We start from the raw sequence: 21,306 nt of genomic DNA, 5'->3' as shown, positions 1-21,306 counted from the left end.
TTATTTTCTACATTGATCCTGAACTTCAGATTAATGCTGACTACCCAATTTAAATATTATGAAAACGAAAAAGCTAATTATTCTATTTCTTCTGGCTCCGCTTTTGAGTTTTGCTCAAGGATCAGGAATCAAATTTGAACACGGTCTCTCCTGGAATCAAATCAAGGAAAAAGCAAAAAAAGAAAACAAACACATCTTCGTTGATTGTTTTACAACCTGGTGCGGTCCATGTAAATACATGGCAAATACCGTTTTTCCACAACCCAAAGTCGGAGAATTTTTTAATTCCAACTTTATCAATGCCAAGATACAGATGGATCAGACAAAAGATGACAGCGAGGATATAAAAGCATGGTATGCAGAAGCCAGCCGATTTGAAAAAGATTACAATGTCAGAGCATATCCAACCTTCCTTATTTTCGATCCAAACGGAAACTTAGTACACCGTATCGTAGGTGGCGGAGAGGCCGATCAGTTCATCACAAGAGCAAAAGAAGGACTGGATCCTGCAACTCAGTATCATACATTGCTCAGCAAATTTGATGCAAAACCGGATGATATAGAGATTGCCCGCAAACTAGCTGTAGCAGCAGAGAATGCATATGATCAGGAAACTTTAAAAAGAACACAAGCCGTGATTATTAACGCTCTTCCTGAGCAGGAACTGTTTCAGAAAGAAAACGTGCAGCTGCTACTTACCAGTGCTACCAGTTCAGATTCGCGGTCTTACCAACTGATAAAAAATAATATCGACAAAATAGATGCTACATTAGGAAAAGGAAGTGCAAACAATGCCATGGCGACTGTATTAATGAGCGAGTTCGTATTGCCTTTGGTAAAAAATGATCAGAATATCAATTTAGATGATGTACAGCAACAGCTTTCCAAAAGTCATCCGGAAGTAGATATGACGAGTATGTTCGTTCGTTTTAAACCTCAGTTCTACTTTAGCAAAAAAGACTGGCCGGCTTTCAAAGATGCTGTAAATGCTTACATCAACACCTCTAAAGTTGCTCCTAATCAGCTTAATTCCTTTGCCTGGACAATTTTTGAGAATTGCGAAGATAAAGCATGTATTGAATCAGCACTTGCCTGGAGTAAAAAGTCATTGGAAGAAGGAAATGAGGATGCCGCTTATCTGGATACTTATGCTAATCTTCTATATAAAAAGGGAAATAAAAGTGAAGCCATCACTACTCAGGAAAAAGCTATCGCTGCTGCCGATGAAGATAGTAAAGCCGAACTACAGGCCAATCTCGACAAAATGCGAAAAGGTGAACCTACATGGTAACAACAAACATATAAATACTACAATGGCCACCTTTTCAGGTGGCCATTGCTATTTTGGAGGAGTAAAGAATCTGCTACTTCAAAGTAGTGATCCCCATATTCCACAAGGTAAAAGCAAATTTATCCGCCGTCTCATTGATCACTACATCCGTAGAACGCCCTGCTCCATGGCCTGCCTTGGTCTCGATACGGATTAAGACCGGATTAGCACACCTCTGTTTTGATTGCAGCTCTGCCGCAAATTTATAGGAATGTGCAGGCACAACACGATCATCATGATCACCTGTGGTCACTAATGTAGCAGGATAACAAACTCCTTCTTTCACATTGTGCACAGGAGAATACCCTTTCAGATACTCAAACATTTCTTTACTGTCATTAGCCGTACCATAGTCATATCCCCATCCTGCACCTGCAGTAAACGTATGATAACGCAACATATCCAGTACACCGACAGCCGGTAATGCAACTTTCGCCACATGAGGATTAATCGTCATTGTCGCTCCGACTAACAGCCCTCCGTTAGAACCTCCTGAAAGCGCCGTATATTCCGGAGAAGTATATTTATTTTGCTGCAGATATTCAGCAGCAGCAATAAAATCGTTGAACACGTTCAATTTATTAAACTGACGCCCGCCATCATGCCACTTTTTACCATATTCGCCTCCTCCCCTTAAGTTCGGAACCGCATATACACCACCATTTGCCAGCCATGTAGCGGTAGCGACACTGAATCCGGGAGTCAGGCTGATATTAAATCCTCCGTATCCATATACAATAGTCGGATTTTTCCCATCCAGCTTCAATCCCTTCTTATGAGTAATGATCATCGGCACTTTAGTCCCGTCTTTGGAGGTATAGAATACCTGCTTAGATTCATATTCATCAGGATTAAATTTCACATTAGGCTTAATATAAAGTTCAGACTTACCTGACTCTACATTAAATTTAAAGCTGGATGACGGCGTGATATAATTTGAAAAGCTGAAATAAATATCTTTTTCCTTTTTCTTACCGCCAAAACCGGAAGCCGTACCTACCCCAGGCAGTTCAATCGCACGGACTTTTTTTCCTTCATAAGTATACTGCTCTACAACAGAAATCGCATCTTTCAGATAATTGGCAAAAATATAGCCGCCTCCTGTAGAAATACTCAATACATTGTCTGTTTCCGGAATAACTGTTTTCCAATTAGCCGCAGTTGGGTTTTTGCTATCCACCTTGACTAACTTATTATTCGGTGCATCTAAATTAGTTTTCAGAAAAAATATATCCCCGATATTGTCTATAATAGCTGTATTAGAATTAAAATCACCTACAACTGTTTTGATCGTTGATTTCGGATCAGACAGATCTTTAAAATAAAGCTCATTTCCAGTAGTGGTATTTGCCGCTGTAATAATTAAAAATCGTTCGTCATCTGTCAGATATGCTCCCACATAACGTCTTGGTGTCTCACTTCCTCCAAAGATCAGTTTATCAGTAGACTGTGCTGTTCCCAGTTTATGATAATATAATTTATGCTGATCTGTCTTTTCAGACAATTCAGATCCCTTTGGTTTATCATAGCTGGAATAGTAAAATCCCTCATTTCCTTTCCAGGCAACACCGGAAAATTTAACATCGATAAGTGTTTCCCCTACCGTTGATTTATCATTTGTATTCAACACGATTACCTTTCTCCAGTCAGATCCGCCTTCGGAGATAGAATAGGCCATCAGGCTACCATCTTTCGAAAAGCTGACATCTGATAAAGATGTGGATCCGTCTTTTGAAAATGTGTTAGGATCAAGAAAAACTTCTTCTTTACCCTTATCCCCTTTTTTACGATATAAAACAGAATGCTGTTGCAAGCCATCGTTTTTATAGAAATAGGTATAAGCACCCTCTACAAATGGCGTACTTACTTTCTCATAATTCCATATATCAGTCAATTGTTTTTTCAGCTCATCCCGGTAAGGAATGGCATTCAAATAATCAAAAGTTGTCTTATTCTGACTCAATACCCATTCTTTTGTTTCAGCAGAACGGTCATCTTCTAACCAACGGTAAGGATCTGCAACCGTAACACCAAAAAAATCATCGCTTACATTCCCCTTTTGTGTAGAAGGGTAAGCTTTTACCTGAGGTCCTGTTTGCCCCGAAACATGCTGTTGCTGCAATGTGGTCATACTTAACACCATTAAGATCAATCCTAATTTCTTATTCATCATAAATTTGCTTATACGTTAATGCTATTATCACAAATCTACTAATTTATGTGTGAACTCAATAGCCGGATAAGACCGATTTTGATTTCACTGCAATCTGATTACGGATAATCAGACTGCAGATGCGACCATTACTTTTTTAAAAGCAAGGTAAGGATTGTAATTTAGTCTGTATCCGAATTTGAATATTACACTGATTTAGGTAGTTTTGAAAAAATGTCTGACAGAAAAAATATCTATTTCGCATCCGATTTTCATTTAGGATCCTATCCTGAAGCAAAATCAATTGCCCGTGAACATGAGATAGTAAAATGGCTCAATCACATCAAATCAGATGCAAAAGAACTCTATCTTATGGGGGATGTATTTGACTTTTGGTTTGAATACCAATCCGTGATTCCTAAAGGATATATCCGTTTTCTGGGAAAATTAGCAGAATTAGCTGATGAAGGAGTCAAAATTACCTTTTTCAAAGGCAATCATGACATGTGGATGTTTGGATATCTGCGGGATCAGCTTGGAGCAAACATCATAGATAATGAGCTCGAAATCATCAGAGATGGTAAATCATTCTATTTACATCATGGAGATGGATTGGGAGATGGTGATAAAAAGTATAAATTCCTGAAAAAAATATTCCGCAGCAAAGCCTGCCAATGGCTGTTTGCCAGGCTGCACCCCAATCTGGGTATAGCTATTGCTCAGCGCTGGTCCAGATCCAGCAGAGCAGCCAATGATATCGATGAAATCTTTTTAGGTGAAGACCGGGAGTGGCTGATCCAATATGCCAGACAATTGGAAAATACTCAGCATTTTGATTTTTACATATTCGGTCACCGCCACCTTTCTTACCATCTTCCGCTCTCTTCCGGAAGTCAGATTATTAATCTCGGAGAATGGTTCAAAGGTAAATCTTATGCCGTTTGGGATGGAACCAAGCTAGAATTGCTACAGTGGAACAATGAGCTTAACACAAAATAAGCCCGTTTCAGCAATTAAAAAATGATAAAAAAACTTCGATTTAAATTTGTTATTCACACCTTTGCCCTACATATTTAGATATAAATTATGAATTGGATTATTCTTATCATCGGAGGGTTATTTGAAGTAGGTTTTACGACTTGCCTGGGTAAGGCAAAAGAAACCTCAGGGACACAAATGTATCTGTGGTACCTGGGATTCATAATATCTTTGTTCCTCAGTATGGGCTTGCTCATGAAGGCTACACAAACATTACCACTGGGAACAGCGTATGCTGTATGGACTGGAATAGGAGCAGTAGGAACTGTATTAATGGGTATCTTTTTCTTCAAAGAACCCGTCGACTTTTGGAGAGTTTTCTTCATTTTCACCTTAATAGCTTCGATAATAGGATTAAAGGTGGTTTCTTCCCATTAATATAACTTATAAAAAGCGACAAAATTTCTTTATTTTTGTGCACTAAAAAAAGACACATCTTAGCCGCTGGCAGGAAGTGTCGTCATATTTTGATTTTATGTTAGATAAATTACAAGCTATAAAAGAACGTTGGCAGGAAGTGGAAGCTGAATTAAGCAATCCTGATACAATCAGTGATATGAAACGTTTCGCCAAACTTAATAAAGAATATAAAGATTTGGGTAGAATTGTTGATCAGTACCATATTTACAAAAACATGGTCAGCAACATTGATGCAAATAAAGACATTCTGGCAAATGAAAAAGATCAGGAGCTTAGAGAAATGGCCAAAGAAGAGCTGGATATACTCTATGGACAGAAAGAGGAGAAAGAAGAAGAAATTCGTCTTATGCTTATTCCCAAAGATCCGGAAGATGCTAAAAATGCAATTATTGAGATTCGTGGAGGAACAGGTGGAGACGAAGCCGCATTATTCGCAGGGGATCTTTACCGTATGTATACCCGCTTTTTTGAAACAAAAGGCTGGAGAAATGAAGTAATGGATGTCACAGAAGGAACTTCAGGTGGTTATAAAGAGGTAATTCTTAAAGTAATCGGTGATGATGCATATGGCCAGTTAAAATATGAGTCAGGAGTACACCGTGTACAACGTGTACCGGATACAGAGACTCAGGGTCGTGTACACACATCAGCAGCCTCAGTTGCGGTTTTACCGGAAGCAGAAGATGTCGATGTCGAATTGAATCCCGGAGATATTGAAATGCAGACATCCCGTTCGGGAGGTGCCGGTGGTCAGAACGTAAATAAAGTAGAAACCAAAGTACAATTAACACACAAACCTTCGGGAATCGTAGTGGTATGTCAGGTAGAACGTTCGCAATTGGCCAACAGAGAACTGGCAATGGAGATGCTTCGTAACAAATTGTATGAGCTGGAAGTTCAGAAGAAACACGGAGATACTGCTGCAAAAAGAAAAACAATGGTATCTACAGGTGACCGTTCGGCAAAAGTACGTACCTACAACTACCCTCAGGGTAGAGTTACCGAACATCGTATCGGGTTAACATTGTATAACTTACCAGCTGTTATGGACGGTGATATTCAAGGAATTATCGATGCATTACAGTTTGCAGAGAATGCAGAAAAGATGAAAGAAGGAACTGTAGAGTAGTTTTTTTTCAAAAATTATTAGCAAATAAAGAAATTAACGCTATATTTGCACACCTTCTCAGGAAGGAAAAAGGTCTGGTAGTTCAGCTGGTTAGAATACATGCCTGTCACGCATGGGGTCGCGGGTTCGAGTCCCGTCCAGACCGCTAAAAAACAAGAAGTAAATAGTACTTCATCATGTTCTTTATTTAATTAAAAAATTTGAGGTCTGGTAGTTCAGCTGGTTAGAATACATGCCTGTCACGCATGGGGTCGCGGGTTCGAGTCCCGTCCAGACCGCTTCAAACGAAGTGAAAACTTCAAATTTGTTCTTTATTACAATTAAAAAATTAGGTCTGGTAGTTCAGCTGGTTAGAATACATGCCTGTCACGCATGGGGTCGCGGGTTCGAGTCCCGTCCAGACCGCTTTTAAAGCATCCACATAATATGGATGCTTTTTTTTGTTTATAAAGGCACTACTTCCCCTTCAAATCTTTTCAATATGCTTATTTTAAAGGATGACTGACACCTGTGGAAGTCATTTTTACAGGTAAGATATAACCATCCTTATCAAAATTCAATTCATCAATACATGTTTCTCTTTCATTCGCACTGGTTTTACCTATTAGGCGTCGGTGATACACAATAAAGTATTTATCGGCATCAGGAGCTTTTATAACGGAATGATGACCTGCACCAACAGCAATAGTCGAATCCTGTTCTAAGATAGTAGAGACCCTTTCAAAAGGGCCAAACGGAGAATCAGCTATAGCATATGCGACCTTATAATCCGGACCGGTCCATCCTCCTTCAGACCACATAAAATAATACTTATTATTATAAATAAACATAAATGGTCCTTCCACATAATTTTCAGGAGTTACCTCTTTGTATACCTGTCCGTCCGGAAATGGCTGTATACCCGTAAAATCATCCTTCAGCCGCACCACATTACAATGTTTCCACCCTCCATAATACATATAATAGCCACCGTCCTTATCTTTAAACACAAACTGATCAATGGGTTGCGCACCATTAATGACATCTTGTATAAGAGGCTTACCTAACAAGTCTGTATAAGGACCTTCAGGCTTGTCCGCCACAGCAACTCCTATCCCTCCTACTTCTCCCGGATGTACATCATTTGCGCCAAAAAACAGATAATACTTCCCCTCCTTTTCTATTACACTGGGCGCCCACATAGCTTTTTTTGCCCACTTGACAGCAGCAGTATCCAATATACGTTCATGCTTATCCCAATGGACCAGATCTTTGGATGAAAAAGCATCGAAAAGAATCTGCTTTTCATATGGAGCAGAATACGTGGGGAATATCCAGTAGGTATTATTATATACAATACCTTCGGGGTCAGCATACCAGCCCTTAATCACGGGATTTTGTTGGCAAAAACCAAGAGTCATAAAACTCAAACAGACAAACAGGGAAATTCTCTTTTTCATAGGCAGATCATGTTAATTCTAAAAGCTGAACAGCATTTTAATTTTAGAATTTATAGTTATAGGTTTGTTTTCAGATTGAAGATAGCAAAAAGACTTGATAAATCGATTTATCATTTGAAATTAAAGATCTCATCCGGTTATCTATTCCGGATTTTCAAAAAATGATAAATACGGAAAAAATCTCTGTTAAAAAATAAATCTTTGAGACACAACATTCCAGCAATTCTAACCGTTTTAATTCAAAAATTGCCCAAATAATCCTATCCATTTTAAAAAAAATAGTGTACGTTTGGAATGAGTAACTACATGCTTTTCGTTAAAAGTTTCAAATTCATCAAAGTAATTGGGTTACTATTAGTTATAAAAGGTATTAATAGGTGAGTAAGTTTAGCAAATCATTCACTCCGGAAAATGACCAGGAAATAATCGATGGGATTCTGACTGGTGATCATTTAGCTTTAGATGCAATCTACAAGTTATATTATCCCAGTATCAGCCATATGATTATCCAGAACAATGGTAGTGAGGAAGAAGCGAAAGATATTTTTCAGGAAGCAGTAATCGTGCTTTATGATAAAGTATCGCACGGAGATTTTGAGTTGAAAAGTAAACTTAAAACTTATCTGTATTCGATTTGCAGAAGACTATGGCTGAAGCAGCTCAATCGTAATGGTGCAGGATATGCAACAAATGACATTCGTGATTATGAAGATACCCTTCCATATGAAGATGATATCGACAAACACGAAGAGCTGGATCTCAGATTTGCACAAATGGAAGAAGCCATGAGCAAACTGGGGGAGCCCTGTAAGACAATTCTTCATGATTTTTATATCCTGAATCATTCTATGCAGGACATTTGTGAAAAATTCGGCTATACGAATACTGACAACGCCAAAACTCAAAAATACAAATGCCTGCAAAGGCTGAAAAAGTATTTTTTTCAGAGTGAGAATTAATTTGTAACTAATATAATAATAAGGACCAGTGTCATGGCAATGATGAGTCAACAAGAATTTTATGACCTCGCAGACCGATACCTGCGAAATGAGATGACCACGGAAGAGCGCATGTCCTTTGAAGTATTTTGTGCTGAAAATCCGACTTTTAGCATCCAGCTTCAACAGCACCGTACATTTATCAACGATATGCAATCTGTATCAGCACGCATGGATTTCAAAAATCAGCTGAAGAATGTATCGACATCTTACCACCGCAGTCATAAACAAAAAACACAAACAAAAGAAACGCCTGTTGTTCCGATTCAGGCACGCTTTAAATTAAATATTGCTGTAGCTGCAGCGGTTGCTATTATTTCTGTATTCTCTACATTGTGGATGAGCGGCTATTATACCAATCTGGAAAAAGCATCGACGGACTACAGTGCTTTACGCAGAGATATGAACAATGTAAAGCGCAATGTCAACGAACATAATGCCGCATTACGCAATATCGACAACAAGAAAAAAGACATCAATAATAAAGTAGACAGTCACTATGGAGCTACAGGTTTTATGGTTACTAAAGACGGTTATGTTGTTACCAATTTTCATGTGATCAACGGTGCTGATTCTATCCATTTACAGAATAACAAAGGAGATTCCTTCAGAGCAAGTGTTATCTATACAGATGCTGCAAAAGATCTGGCTATTCTGCATATTAACGATAGTAATTTCAGAAAACTTAAAAGTATTCCGTATACCTTCAAATCAAGATCTTCAGATTTAGGTGAAGATATCTACACTATCGGATTCCCTCGTGATGAAGCGGTCTATGGACAAGGATATCTGAGTTCCGCAACCGGATATGCCGGCGATACCATCGCTTATCAGATATCTATTCCGGTCAACCCTGGTAACAGTGGAGGTCCTGTATTGGATAATAAAGGAAATATCATTGGTATTATCAGCGGTAAACAAACAGGCATTGACGGGGCAGGTTTTGCAATCAAAACTAAAATCCTGATAGATGCATTAAATGAAATCCCTGCAAACTCATTAAACGGAGAAATTGTTTTAAACAAAAAGAATAGTCTGTCGAATTTATCAAGGACAGATCAGATCAAACAATTGCAAGACTATATTTACATGGTAAAAGTCTTTTAAAAATACTTTTACAATAATGAAAGAGCTTCATTTCTTAGAAAGATGAAGCTCTTTTTTTGTTATTTATGTTTCAGTTTTTTTATATTCGGTGAAGTACAATACATTTATGTTTCTTTCGTATTATATATGAATTGTGAAGAAATAACCAACACCCCCGAAATAAATGATCGGATTCTTAAAGAAGTAAGTAATACCAAATGAAAAACAACAAGAGTTTCATGCATGTATTCTGCTATACTGCATTCAGTATAATTATTCATGCCTCTCTCCTTTTCGGATCCCTGCCTTTGCAAGCTCAGTATGCCGTAGAAGAGATTCCCAATCCTAAAGAGAGTGGACAGAATTATTATGTGAGCAATCCAAATGGCATACTTAGCAGTGCTACTGAATCTGAACTAAATCAGATAGCAGTTGAGATTGAAGAGAAGACAAAAGCCGAGGTCGCAGTTGTTATTGTCAATGATTTTCAGGGTGATGATGACTTTGCTTTTGCACATCGTCTTTTCAATACCTGGGGTATCGGCAAAAAGGAAGCAAACAATGGCCTCCTACTCTTTATTGGAAAGGATAGACATTATTACCGTTTTATAACAGGCTACGGGATGGAAGCTCTTCTTCCTGATGCTTATCTCAAAAGAGTAGGTGAATCCTTTCTCGTTCCACATTTTCGAAATTCAGACTATGACGCAGGGGTTCTGGCCGCTATGCAAGCTATTAAGCAATCCCTGTTAGCTCCGGATTCTGTAAAAGAACTGGATTCTATACTCAAACGCAATAACTCCTTCTGGTTCAAACATGCTGAACTTTTAAATAAAGTCGGTATCATTTTCTTAATCGTACTGATAATATATCTCTATCTGGGATGGATTACCAAATCCGTATCGGGACAAATCAAAATCAAAAAAGGACTTAATCCAGTCGTCAGCGGATGCGGATGTTTCGGGATAATGTTATTCTTCAGCATCTTTATCTTTGCTTTTGGATTCAACAACCTGGAGCAGGTTTTTAAACTCAAAAATCTCCCTATATTTTTAGGCATACTTGGCAGTCTGATCCTGGCCATGAAATACAACCAATCGAGAACACTCATCAGCGATTCGTATCAGGATGATGAAAGCAAGTCCACAGCCCTTTCCAAATTTTCGTCAAGAGCCTTTTTAATTCCTTTTATTGCTCCGCTAGCCTTCTTTGATCTTTTTGCCGTATTTAAGTTTAGAAATAAAGTAAAAGTCCGGTTTATTCCTCCGGATGAGTCAGGACAATGGAAACGAATAAATAAAGATGAAATAAGCGCAAAGGAACTTACAAAATATCTGAACGATGGTCAGAAAAACGAACAGAAGGTCAAATCAAAAATTTTCGAATTCTGGAAAAACCTGCAGTCAGGAAAAATTCAGGTAAATGCTTTTGATGGAGAAGAAGCTTATTCCTATGAGCAGTGTCCGCAATGTCACTTCTTTACCTTCCACACTCCTTATGTCAAAACAATCACTGCAGCTACTTATTCCAGCTCAGGCACAGGTATAGAAAAACAGGATTGTAGAAATTGTAATTACGAGATAGAGCTAGGCAAAGTCACTATACCTAAAAAAGTCAGAAGCACTTCTTCAGGATCTTCCGGTTCATCGGGATCCTCCGGTTCCTCCGGATCATCAGGTGGCAGTTTCGGTGGAGGATCAAGTGGAGGTGGCGGAGCCGGAGGCAGATGGTAATTTATGCAAATAAAAATGTCTTTCATTTTGTATTAAGCTAATACAAAATGAAAGACATTTACCATTATAATAATTTGCTATAAATTCGGTTGCGGAGTAGTACGCAGATAAGGTTTTATTTCCTTAAATCCTTTTGGAAATTTAGCCGGTATATCTTCGGTCTTAATAGCCGGCACCACGATGACATCCTCTCCGTGTTTCCAATCTGCAGGTGTAGCAACAGAATAATCAGCTGTAAGCTGTAAGGAATCAATCACACGTAGTATTTCATCAAAATTACGCCCTGTAGATGCCGGATAAGTCAATGTCAGTTTGATCTTCTTATCAGGTCCGATAATAAATACCGAACGCACTGTTGCAGTAGCAGAAGCATTCGGATGGATCATATCATATAATTCCGAAATATGACGGTCGACATCCGCTACAATCGGAAAATTGACTGTCGTATCCTGCGTTTCATTAATATCCTTCACCCAGTTGTGATGATCTTCCAGATTGTCAACACTTAAAGCAAGTGCCTTCACTCCTCTTTTGTCAAACTCAGATTTCAGTTTGGCTGTACGTCCAAGTTCAGTTGTACATACCGGCGTATAATCTGATGGGTGTGAAAAAAACACAACCCAGCTGTCTTTGATATAATCATGAAAATCAATATCTCCTATTGTTGTTTGCGCCTTGAAATTCGGGGCTTCGTCTCCTAATCTTAAACTCATAATTTCTTAATATTATTAAATTAAAAACCTATTTACCCTACTAATATAGTAGATTTTATTTTATAAACAAATTCCTCTTCTAAATTGTGACAATGAAGAGATAAAAAATAAAATTTTACTATGCAAGCATAATATATTTTTAATATATTTGGATATAAACCATCAAAAATGAGTGCTTTATGATATTTGAACTAAGCGAAGAACATAAAATGATACAGGCTGCTGCCCGTGACTTTGCACAACAGGATCTTAAACCGGGTGTAATTGAACGCGATGAACTCGCCAAATTTCCCTTTGAACACGTTAAGCAAATGGGACAACTTGGCTTCATGGGTATGATGGTCGATCCCCAATATGGTGGTGCAGGAATGGATACAATCGCCTATACACTTGTGCTGGAGGAGTTGGCCAGAATTGATGCATCTGCAGCTGTAATTATGTCTGCCAACAACTCTCTTGTATGCTATGGGTTAGATGCGTTTGGAACGGAGGAACAAAAACAGAAGTATTTACATCCGCTTGCCTCCGGCGAAAAATTAGGTGCTTTTGCTTTGTCAGAGCCTGAAGCTGGGTCTGATGCAACTTCACAGCATACAATTGCAGAGGATAAAGGAGATCACTACCTGCTGAACGGCACAAAAAACTGGATCACTAATGGTGGAAATGCAGATTACTATCTTGTGATCGCTCAGACGCATCCTGACAAAGGTCATCGCGGCATTAATGTTTTGATTGTAGAAAAAGGAATGGAGGGATTCACCGTAGGCCCGAAAGAAAACAAACTGGGTATTCGCAGTTCAGACACCCACTCTCTTATGTTTTCGGATGTCAAAGTGCCTAAAGAAAATCGTATAGGAGAAGATGGATTCGGGTTCAAATTTGCAATGAAAACACTGGATGGTGGGCGCATAGGTATTGCAGCGCAGGCACTCGGTATTGCAGCGGGAGCGTATGAGCTGGCGCTGGCATATGCTAAAGAGCGGAAGACATTTGGTAAACCGATTTCCGAACATCAGGCTATTCAATTCAAACTCGCTGACATGGAAATGGAAATAGAAGCAGCACGACTCCTTATTCATAAAGCCGCCTGGCTAAAAGATAACGGACAGCCTTATGGCAAAGCAGCAGCTATGGCCAAATTATTTGCTTCTGAAGTTGCAATGAAAACAACAATAGAAGCGATTCAGATTCACGGCGGATATGGATATGTCAAGGAATACCATGTCGAACGTCTGATGCGAGACGCAAAGATCACGCAGATCTATGAAGGTACTTCCGAAATTCAACGTCTGGTTATAGCCCGTGAAATCTTAAAATAAGATATCTAAAAAGTATAATTGTTAATAAATCAACTTCGTCCCGATCGCAGCATGTGACCGGGACTTTTATATTATCCCAACGGTAGCGTAATTTCTGTGTTCGGAATAAAAGCTTTCTGTTCATCCGTAATAAAACTCATCGGGTTCTCTGGGTCTTTGATAATTTCAAACAATATAAAACCCCATGGTTTCCAGAAGTTTTCCAACACCTGTCCATAAGTCTTCACCTGCCAGTGATCAAAGATTGGTTTCATCGACATATCAGCAAGTGGCATAGGTTCCACATACACCATTGCAGGCGTATGCAGGTAAGTATATTCAGGTAGCCTGTTGAAAAGGTATGCAGAATAAAAATATCGTGCAGCTAATTCTTCAAACTGTATCGGATGCAGTTGTTTGTCATTCAGCAACTGTAAAGCCTCTTCGTGATAGATATTATTGGTAGCATTATCCTGCAAGCAGGCAATAAGCCCGAAATCATTCATACGAAGTGAAAAAATCAAAGTATTGATCTCATCCCGGTAATTGAAGGTTTGAGGAGGATTATCTACAGGCACTACAACCAGAGAAAACGGCAGTGTATTTTCAAATTCCATAGGCACAAGCAAAGATTGTAACATCGCATGTAGATTTTTAAATTTCTGCACAAGTGCCTGTGAAAAATTCATATCCTCTCCGGATAACACCTGCTGGCGTATGCCCGATTGAATCTCATTGAATACAACTCCGTATACAATTTTTGCCATCCATTGAAAAAGAGTAACAGGAGGAAGATTTTTAACGGCCGCATAGCCATCGGCAAAAGCACGCTCTACCTCCGACTCCATCTTTTCGATGGTCAATGCAGCTTCAGCACTACAGGGAAGTTTTAATGATTTGTATGTCACTACATTTTCGTCCAGCATTTTGAACGGCTTATCTTCCAGATCAAAAGCGCGCATCATCCATACGGGAAAGACCTGAATTTGCTCGTCTGCAGAAGCTAAAGGTTGACCTGTCAAAAAACAGGTGTTATTATCAAATTTAAATGCTTTAAAAGGATTGTATAATGTTGTCGACATAAGGATACAAAAGTAGCCTATTTCCAATATAAAAAAGTTTACATACTGTCAAGAATTCCTTTCGATACAACACATAATTATTTACAGAGACGCTTTTATAGATTTTGTCCCTCTTTTCATCCCATAGAACACGTGATTTCTATTCGGTGTCTGTTGTATTCTGGGCTAGCGATATCCCCATTTTTTATTTCTTTATGGAATGTTGTAATTTCCGGCATCTATATATTACTAACCAACCGCTTATAAATTATGCAATTACTAATCAATAAGGAAAAGACTTTAGATCTTATCATTCTTTCTATCCGATATTTACTGGCATTTATTTTTTTATCTTATGGTATTGGTAAACTTTCCGGAGGGCAATTTGGGAATCTGTCCGCAAAGGAGCTGGCTACCCCCATAAAAGACCTTTCGCTCTTTAAAACAGGCTGGTATCTTTTTGACCATCAACCCTTTAAATATTTTATCGCAATTTCACAGATTACAGCCTCATTATTACTTCTTTATAAAAGAACGGTCATTATCGGGGCATTAATGCTTATTCCCATAATAGTGAACATTCTGATCATCGATCTGACTATAATGCCACATAGTTTCAAAATAGCCTTTACTTTCCGTCTGTCTTTTTACCTGCTCTTTATTGCATTGTTACTGTATTATTATCGAGAAGATTTAATGCCAATGCTGAAAAAGCTAATGAATATACATACACTCAAATACAAACATAGTAAGCTGTCTTATCTGCTTATACCTGTTTTTATGGTGCTTCTCGAATGTTTAAACGGGGTTTTCAAAATCATCTATCTGATTGCTTCAAACCCGCAACGTAGCTGGGAAATGTTAAAGGATATATTCTGATCAAGCAGAATTATGCAATACTGACTTTCAGATTTTCAAAAACTAAAACACCGTCAACTTTTTTACCTTCTTTGTCCTGAAGGTTCTTCAATGCACCGGTTTTACCTTTTTCGAGTAAGTTTTTCATTTCCTTTTCTTCCAATGTGACGCCGGAAAGGGTACGCCATATTTTGAAGTCACAGCCTCTTGCATAATGATCACATTGGGCGACTTTGTCATACAGAATCATACTGCCCTTATCACATTTAGGACATTTTATAGAGACGGTCTGTTTCGGTGGTTCCGCATCCTGTGTCAGTGAAATCCGCAGTTGCAGCAATTCTTTTGTGATACGCACCGTAAAATCTTTAATATGCTTCATAAACACATCATAGGATACTTTATTTGCACGCATTTCTTCCAGTTTCTGTTCCCATTTACCGGTAAGTTCCACTTTTGCAATAGCCCGGTCTTTGACTAGATTATACACCGCCAGTCCTTTATCAGTAGGAATCAGTTTCTTCTTATCTCTTCTGATATAATCACGCTGAAACAATGTTTCAATGGTTGCGGCTCGTGTAGCAGGTGTACCCAATCCACAGTCTTTCATCGCCTGACGCATTTCATCATCATCGATTTCCTTCCCTGAAGTTTCCATTGCTTTTAAGAGAGAAGCTTCTGTATGAATAGGTTTGGCTTTGGTAAATTTTTCCATCAGATCCAACGCCAGTATTTCCAGTAATTCTTCCGCTGAAAGTTTTGGTAACTGCGCGTTTTCAGTATCCGCATCATCGCTATCTTTCTTATCATCCTCCGGTTGTTCCAGCTGATCCGCAGACAGTCTCCAGCCGTACTGCTTGATAACTGTTCCTTTAGCGATCAGTTCTACACCTTCCGCATCCATGATTACAGTTGTGATATCCTTGAGGCAGACATCAGAGAAACTTTCCACCATACGTTTAGCAATCATATTATATATATTGGATTGCTCCTTAAGCATAGCAGAAGGCTTTTCATCCGTAACAAGCAGGGCATGGTGATCTGTTACTTTTTTATCATCTACAGAGCGCTTATTGAGTTTGGCTCCAATCAGATTTCGGCTTATTGTTGCGATCCCCTCTTCAGCAGTATCTGCAAGATGCTGGAAAAGCTCCTCTATTTTTTCAAACACATCCTCTCCTATGTAGCGGCTGCCTGTACGTGGATAAGTGATTACCTTCTTTTCGTAGAGGGTCTGTGCAATACTGAGTGTCTGATCTGCAGAATATCCGTATTTCTTATTGGCATCCTGTTGTAAGTTAGTCAGATCATACAGCAAGGGAGGAGGTTCTTTGACTTCCTTTCCTTCTACTTTGGTCACTTTGGCCGAAGCCCCGACAGTTATTTTTGCCAGTGTTTCCTCCGCCAGATCTTTTTGATCTATTCGGTTAGATGTGGCTTTAAACTTGATATTTTCCTTTTCAAACTGTGCCTGTATCTTGTAGAAAGCTGTTGGTTTAAAGTTTTTATTTTCAATAAAACGGGAGCAGATCATCGCCAATGTGGGTGTCTGTACACGTCCCAGAGATAGTAATCCGCGATTGCCCGCAGCCAGAGTAATAGCCTGTGTTGCATTGATACCGATCAGCCAGTCCGATTCGGAACGCGACCTTGCGGACATATACAGGCTATCGTACTCGCTTCCTTCTTTGAGATTGGCAAATCCTTCTTTTATCGCTTTATCTGTCTGGCTGGAAATCCATAATCTTTTGAAGGGAACATTTGCGCCCAAATAATAGTAAATATTACGAAATATCAATTCTCCTTCACGCCCGGCATCCGTCGCTACAATCACCTCTTCTGCTTTATCCAGCAAACCTTTTATTGTATTCAGCTGCTTTAAAGCTCCTCCGTCATCCATTTGCTTACCGTCTTTCTTTACTTTTTTAGACTCCAGCTTGAATTGTGCAGGTATAATAGGCAGATTAGAAACTGACCAGCTGTGAAAACCATAAGCCTGTGGCGTACATAACTGCACCAGATGGCCAAATGCATAGGTAAATGCATACCCATTACCCGAAATATAGCCGTCATTCACTTCCTTGGCTCCCATAACACGAGCCAGATCTCTTGCAACAGACGGTTTTTCCGCGATAACTACTTTCATGTATTTTGTATTGTGCTATTATATAAGGGATAAGGAAAGAACAATATAGGATGTGGATCACATTTCTACCTGCCCTTTCCTTAAATCATTATTCTTAATCTATGGAAGGAATGGTGATTCCTTTTATTTTGCGATATAAATCGATGGCGTATACATCGGTCATACCTGAAACGTAATCCAGTATCGAGCGGATTTTGGAATACGCATCATCGTTGGTTGTGTAAAATTGGTTTGGAACCAATGCGACCAACTTCTGATCATAGCCATTCTTATTTTTTTTGAGGTAAGCGGGCACAAATTCAGCCAATAAAGCATTCATAACCTTGTAACCAGCCACTTCAATCTGAACAACAGTAGGCGCATTATAAATCTGCGCAACCGAGATTTTGGATATTTTTTTCATCTGATGCACAACGTCATCCTCTAGTGCATCCATCAGCGCCATTGGAAATGTGCCTGCCAGAAATTTGTCCTGTTCCTTGAAAAATACATCTACACATCCGTGAATTAATGTATTGATTGCTTTTGCACGAAGCAAAGCTACCCTGCTGGCTGTATCATTCAGGCTATCCAGTCGGTTGCGTAAGTTTTCACCACCACAAAGAGGTAAAAGTAATTCTTCTACTTCGTTATAAGACAGGATTTTGAGATGATGAGCATCTTCCAGGTCGATAATATTGTAACAGATATCATCTGCAGCCTCTACCAGATAAACCAGAGGGTGACGAAGGTATCCTTTAGGATTCGTCGGATCCTGCAGCAACCCCAACTCCGCAGCTATTTTAGCAAACGACTCCCGTTCGGCTGTAAAAAAGCCATATTTTTTACGATGATGATTCTTTTTGATATGTCCGTCGATGGCCGCACAGGGATACTTGACAATAGAGGCCAGAGATGTATAAGTCAGTGCAAAACCTTTGTCATCTTTCCCATTAAAAGGATGAGTCAATATGCGCAATGCATTTGCATTTCCTTCAAAATGCGTCAGATCTGCCCATTCTTCTGCAGAGACCTGTTCCTGAAATTTGCGCCCCTCTCCTTCTGTAAAATAAGTCGAGATGGCTGATTCTCCGGAATGCCCGAAAGCAGGATTACCCAGATCATGCGACAGACAAGCGGCCGATACCATGTTTCCTACTTCCTGTAAAAACGGATAGTCCTCATCTACATCAGGGTTTGCTTCTTTCATTTTTGCATAAAAAAGCCTGCCCAACGAACGGCCTACACTTGCCACCTCCAGACTATGGGTCAGACGATTATGAACAAAAACAGCCCCGGGTAATGGAAATACCTGGGTTTTATTCTGTAATCTTCTGAATGGAGATGAAAAAATCAATCTGTCATAGTCTCTTTGAAATTCTGAACGAGCCTCCAGATGATCTTTATTAATACGATCCTCATATCCCCAACGCTTAGCAGAGAGCAACTGTTTCCAATTCATTTGCATGTTTTCAGACATAGCGCAAATATACTGTTTCTAACGCAAAAGGTTTTGCTATGAATGCTACTGAAATGAGATTTATACCAATTCTTTTAATGCGATTTCATAAGCATGAGAAGATACATGTATCCGCTCTGCTGTTGTGTTACGGATCTTTTGCAGGGCATTAAAAATAACAGAAGACACATCCGAAAAAATAGCTTCATCACTGATCTCTACATTTGGTTGCATCAGGTAGGCAAAGACTCTTGCCATTCCGCTATTGGCAATAAAATCAGGAATGACTGCCACTTGCTGATCTGCAAATTCCATCACCGGCCCGTAAAATATCTCTCTGTCTGCAAAAGGCACATTCGCTCCTGAAGCGATGACTTCCAACCCATTATCCACTAACAGACTGACCTGCTCTTTTGAGACCAGACGTGAAGCGGCTGCCGGAATAAATATTTCCGCACCGATATTCCACACTTCTTCGTTGATCTGTGCAAAGGGCAACAGATCCGGAGTATACAGTTCATTCTTTTTTCTATTGAGAAAAAGCGTAGTGATCTCTTCTTCTGTAAATCCTTCTCTATTGATCAGTCCTCCTGCCCGATCAATTATTCCCACTATTTTCACACCAAGCCGGCTCAGATAAAAAGCTGCCGAAGCGGCAACATTTCCCCAGCCCTGAATAATAGCACGCTTTCCCGCACAGGTATCCCCATAAAGATTGTAAAAGTGTTTTACAGATTCTGCCACTCCATACCCCGTTATCATATCGGCCACTTTATATTTTCGCTTCAGATCAGGACTGAAGGCCGCGTCTTCCAGCACTTTAGAGACACCGTAACGCAACTGTCCGATCTGATGTATACGATCCTTTTCACGAACATTAAAATGTCCGTTCAATACTCCTTCCTGCGGATGCCACAGTCCGTACTGTTCTGTCAGCGGTATTACATCATGTATTTCATCGACATTCAAATCTCCTCCTGTACCATAATAATTTTTCAGCAAAGGTGTGACAACTTTAAACCAGCGGTCCAGTACTGCTTCTTTACGGGGATCAGCAGGATCAAAATTTATTCCTGATTTTGCTCCACCAATAGCGGGACCGGAGACGGTAAATTTAACTTCCATAGTCTTAGCGAGTGATTCCACCTCGTTACGGTCCAAACCTGCCCGCATCCGGGTGCCGCCGCCTGCAGCACCACCCCGAAGGGAGTTGATCACTACCCAGCCTTCAGCTTCAGTCTCATTGTCTTTCCATTCAAATATAATTTCGGGTCTTTTACGCTCAAAAGCCTGCAAAAGTTCTTTCATAAATTGGCTGTTTTTTAAAAATAATATGTCTACAGATTACCTCGTTTTTCCTGCTCCCGTTCAATGGCCTCAAATAAAGCTTTAAAATTTCCGGCTCCAAAACTTTGCGCTCCTTTGCGTTGTATGATCTCATAAAAAAGTGTAGGTCTGTCTTCTACAGGTTTTGTAAATATTTGAAGCAGATAACCCTCATCATCCCTATCAACTAGTATCCCCAATTCCTGAATCACTTTTATTTCTTCATCAATCACGCCAACACGATCTGGCAACATATCATAATACGCTTCTGGCGGAGCACCCAAAAACTCTACTCCTCTTGCTTTAAGCGCTTTGACTGTACCTACAATATCCTTTGTTGCCAGTGCTGCATGTTGCACACCTTCTCCTTCATAATATTCCAGGTACTCTTCAATCTGTGATTTTTTCTTGCCTTCTGCAGGTTCGTTAATCGGAAATTTCACATATCCGTTTCCGTTACTCATCACCTTACTCATCAGGGCAGAATATTCCGTATTGATTTGTTTGTCATCAAAAGAAAGGACATTTACAAATCCCATCACATGCTGATACCACTCTACAGTTTCATTCATCTTATTCCATCCCACATTACCTACACAATGATCGATATACTGCAATCCGGTTTCTTCAGGCTGATAGTCGCTGTCCCAGACTTCATAGCCCGGCATAAATGTCCCCTTATAATTTTTACGCTCTATAAACATATGGATGGTTTCTCCGTACGTATAGATCCCTGAAGTACATACTTCTCCATGCTGATCTTTCATTACCTGAGGTTCCTGATAAGGTTTTGCGCCCCTCTTTACTGTCTCCTCAAATGATTTTGTAGCATCATCTACCCAAAGCGCAAGGATTTTGACGCCGTCACCATGCTTTTTGACATGTTCGGCTACAGGATGCTCAGAGCGCAATGCAGTTGTTAACACGAGTCTGATTTTATTCTGTTTTAATACATAAGAAGCCCGGTCTCTAACTCCGGTCTCGGGGCCTGCATAGGCTTCTGACTGAAACCCAAATGCTGTTTTATAGTAATGTGCTGCCTGCTTGGCATTACCTACATAGAATTCAATGTAATCTGTTCCGTTGATGGGCAGAAAATCCTGCGCCAAAGCTATTTTTTCTGCAAATGTCTGTGCCATAA

17 protein-coding genes and 3 tRNA genes are annotated in these 21,306 nt (G+C 39.6%); 12 read left to right on the top strand and 8 right to left on the bottom strand.

The features are described 5' to 3' along the window. The first annotated feature begins 58 nt into the window (after nucleotides 1-58). Nucleotides 59-1,291 (top strand): thioredoxin family protein, encoded by a 1,233-nt coding sequence (locus I6J02_RS09860; RefSeq protein WP_201681504.1) that lies wholly within the window; start codon nucleotides 59-61, stop codon nucleotides 1,289-1,291. Nucleotides 1,292-1,364: 73 nt separating this feature from the next. On the opposite strand, the gene I6J02_RS09855 is transcribed toward I6J02_RS09860, so the two are convergent. Continuing rightward, nucleotides 1,365-3,503 carry a prolyl oligopeptidase family serine peptidase gene (locus I6J02_RS09855; protein WP_201681503.1) on the bottom strand — a complete coding sequence of 713 codons (2,139 nt, stop codon included), beginning with the start codon at nucleotides 3,501-3,503 and terminating at the stop codon, nucleotides 1,365-1,367. A 213-nt stretch (nucleotides 3,504-3,716) separates the two neighbouring features. Here I6J02_RS09855 and I6J02_RS09850 point away from each other — a divergent pair, with 213 nt between their 5' ends. From I6J02_RS09850 to I6J02_RS09825, 6 genes are all read left to right on the top strand, one after another. Beyond that, nucleotides 3,717-4,481: a UDP-2,3-diacylglucosamine diphosphatase gene (locus tag I6J02_RS09850; RefSeq protein ID WP_201681502.1), complete on the top strand. Its 765-nt coding sequence runs from the start codon at nucleotides 3,717-3,719 to the stop codon at nucleotides 4,479-4,481. A gap of 87 nt (nucleotides 4,482-4,568) precedes the next feature. After that, entirely contained in the window at nucleotides 4,569-4,898 is a 330-nt protein-coding gene (locus I6J02_RS09845) for a DMT family transporter (RefSeq protein ID WP_002997227.1), read from the top strand. A 97-nt stretch (nucleotides 4,899-4,995) separates the two neighbouring features. Next, nucleotides 4,996-6,069 (top strand): peptide chain release factor 1, encoded by a 1,074-nt coding sequence (prfA, locus tag I6J02_RS09840; protein WP_201681501.1) that lies wholly within the window; start codon nucleotides 4,996-4,998, stop codon nucleotides 6,067-6,069. Between the two features lie 71 nt (nucleotides 6,070-6,140). Further along, nucleotides 6,141-6,214, top strand: a tRNA-Asp gene (locus tag I6J02_RS09835). Between the two features lie 59 nt (nucleotides 6,215-6,273). After that, nucleotides 6,274-6,347, top strand: a tRNA-Asp gene (locus tag I6J02_RS09830). Between the two features lie 53 nt (nucleotides 6,348-6,400). Further along, a tRNA-Asp gene (locus tag I6J02_RS09825) sits at nucleotides 6,401-6,474 on the top strand. Between the two features lie 80 nt (nucleotides 6,475-6,554). Here the strand turns inward: I6J02_RS09825 and I6J02_RS09820 are convergent. Further along, entirely contained in the window at nucleotides 6,555-7,508 is a 954-nt protein-coding gene (locus I6J02_RS09820) for a glycoside hydrolase family 43 protein (RefSeq protein WP_201681500.1), read from the bottom strand. Nucleotides 7,509-7,885: 377 nt separating this feature from the next. Between I6J02_RS09820 and I6J02_RS09815 the strand changes: the two genes are divergently transcribed. From I6J02_RS09815 to I6J02_RS09805, 3 genes are all read left to right on the top strand, one after another. After that, nucleotides 7,886-8,467 carry an RNA polymerase sigma factor gene (locus I6J02_RS09815; RefSeq protein WP_201681499.1) on the top strand — a complete coding sequence of 194 codons (582 nt, stop codon included), beginning with the start codon at nucleotides 7,886-7,888 and terminating at the stop codon, nucleotides 8,465-8,467. Between the two features lie 39 nt (nucleotides 8,468-8,506). Continuing rightward, nucleotides 8,507-9,613 (top strand): S1C family serine protease, encoded by a 1,107-nt coding sequence (locus I6J02_RS09810; protein ID WP_236582392.1) that lies wholly within the window; start codon nucleotides 8,507-8,509, stop codon nucleotides 9,611-9,613. A gap of 197 nt (nucleotides 9,614-9,810) precedes the next feature. Next, entirely contained in the window at nucleotides 9,811-11,325 is a 1,515-nt protein-coding gene (locus tag I6J02_RS09805) for a TPM domain-containing protein (RefSeq protein ID WP_201681497.1), read from the top strand. A 77-nt stretch (nucleotides 11,326-11,402) separates the two neighbouring features. Here I6J02_RS09805 and I6J02_RS09800 read toward each other — a convergent pair whose 3' ends face one another. After that, on the bottom strand, nucleotides 11,403-12,038 hold the full coding sequence (locus I6J02_RS09800; protein ID WP_002997239.1) for a peroxiredoxin: 636 nt from the start codon (nucleotides 12,036-12,038) through the stop codon (nucleotides 11,403-11,405). A 179-nt stretch (nucleotides 12,039-12,217) separates the two neighbouring features. Between I6J02_RS09800 and I6J02_RS09795 the strand changes: the two genes are divergently transcribed. Then, on the top strand, nucleotides 12,218-13,357 hold the full coding sequence (locus tag I6J02_RS09795) for an acyl-CoA dehydrogenase (RefSeq protein ID WP_201681496.1): 1,140 nt from the start codon (nucleotides 12,218-12,220) through the stop codon (nucleotides 13,355-13,357). Nucleotides 13,358-13,428: 71 nt separating this feature from the next. On the opposite strand, the gene I6J02_RS09790 is transcribed toward I6J02_RS09795, so the two are convergent. Next, complete coding sequence (locus tag I6J02_RS09790; protein ID WP_201681495.1) at nucleotides 13,429-14,418, bottom strand: hypothetical protein; 990 nt, start codon at nucleotides 14,416-14,418, stop codon at nucleotides 13,429-13,431. Between the two features lie 249 nt (nucleotides 14,419-14,667). On the opposite strand from I6J02_RS09790, the gene I6J02_RS09785 reads away from it, so the two are divergent. After that, a complete protein-coding gene (locus I6J02_RS09785; protein WP_201681494.1) occupies nucleotides 14,668-15,276 on the top strand; it encodes a DoxX family protein in 609 nt (202 codons plus the stop codon). 10 nt (nucleotides 15,277-15,286) lie between these two features. Here I6J02_RS09785 and I6J02_RS09780 read toward each other — a convergent pair whose 3' ends face one another. The 4 genes from I6J02_RS09780 to hppD form a co-directional block, all read right to left on the bottom strand. After that, nucleotides 15,287-17,401 carry a type IA DNA topoisomerase gene (locus I6J02_RS09780; protein ID WP_201681493.1) on the bottom strand — a complete coding sequence of 705 codons (2,115 nt, stop codon included), beginning with the start codon at nucleotides 17,399-17,401 and terminating at the stop codon, nucleotides 15,287-15,289. Nucleotides 17,402-17,495: 94 nt separating this feature from the next. Next, on the bottom strand, nucleotides 17,496-18,860 hold the full coding sequence (locus I6J02_RS09775; protein WP_201681492.1) for a deoxyguanosinetriphosphate triphosphohydrolase: 1,365 nt from the start codon (nucleotides 18,858-18,860) through the stop codon (nucleotides 17,496-17,498). A 60-nt stretch (nucleotides 18,861-18,920) separates the two neighbouring features. Then, the gene (locus I6J02_RS09770) at nucleotides 18,921-20,147 is read right to left on the bottom strand and encodes a Glu/Leu/Phe/Val dehydrogenase dimerization domain-containing protein (protein WP_201681491.1); all 1,227 of its coding nucleotides are present in this window, start codon (nucleotides 20,145-20,147) and stop codon (nucleotides 18,921-18,923) included. 29 nt (nucleotides 20,148-20,176) lie between these two features. Then, nucleotides 20,177-21,304, bottom strand: a complete 1,128-nt coding sequence (gene hppD, locus I6J02_RS09765; RefSeq protein ID WP_201681490.1) for a 4-hydroxyphenylpyruvate dioxygenase — start codon at nucleotides 21,302-21,304, stop codon at nucleotides 20,177-20,179. Nucleotides 21,305-21,306: the final 2 nt, after the last annotated feature.

It is taken from the genome of Sphingobacterium spiritivorum, from assembly GCF_016725325.1.
Taxonomy (GTDB): Bacteria; Bacteroidota; Bacteroidia; order Sphingobacteriales; family Sphingobacteriaceae; genus Sphingobacterium.
This window is presented reverse-complemented; position numbering and strand designations above follow the sequence as displayed.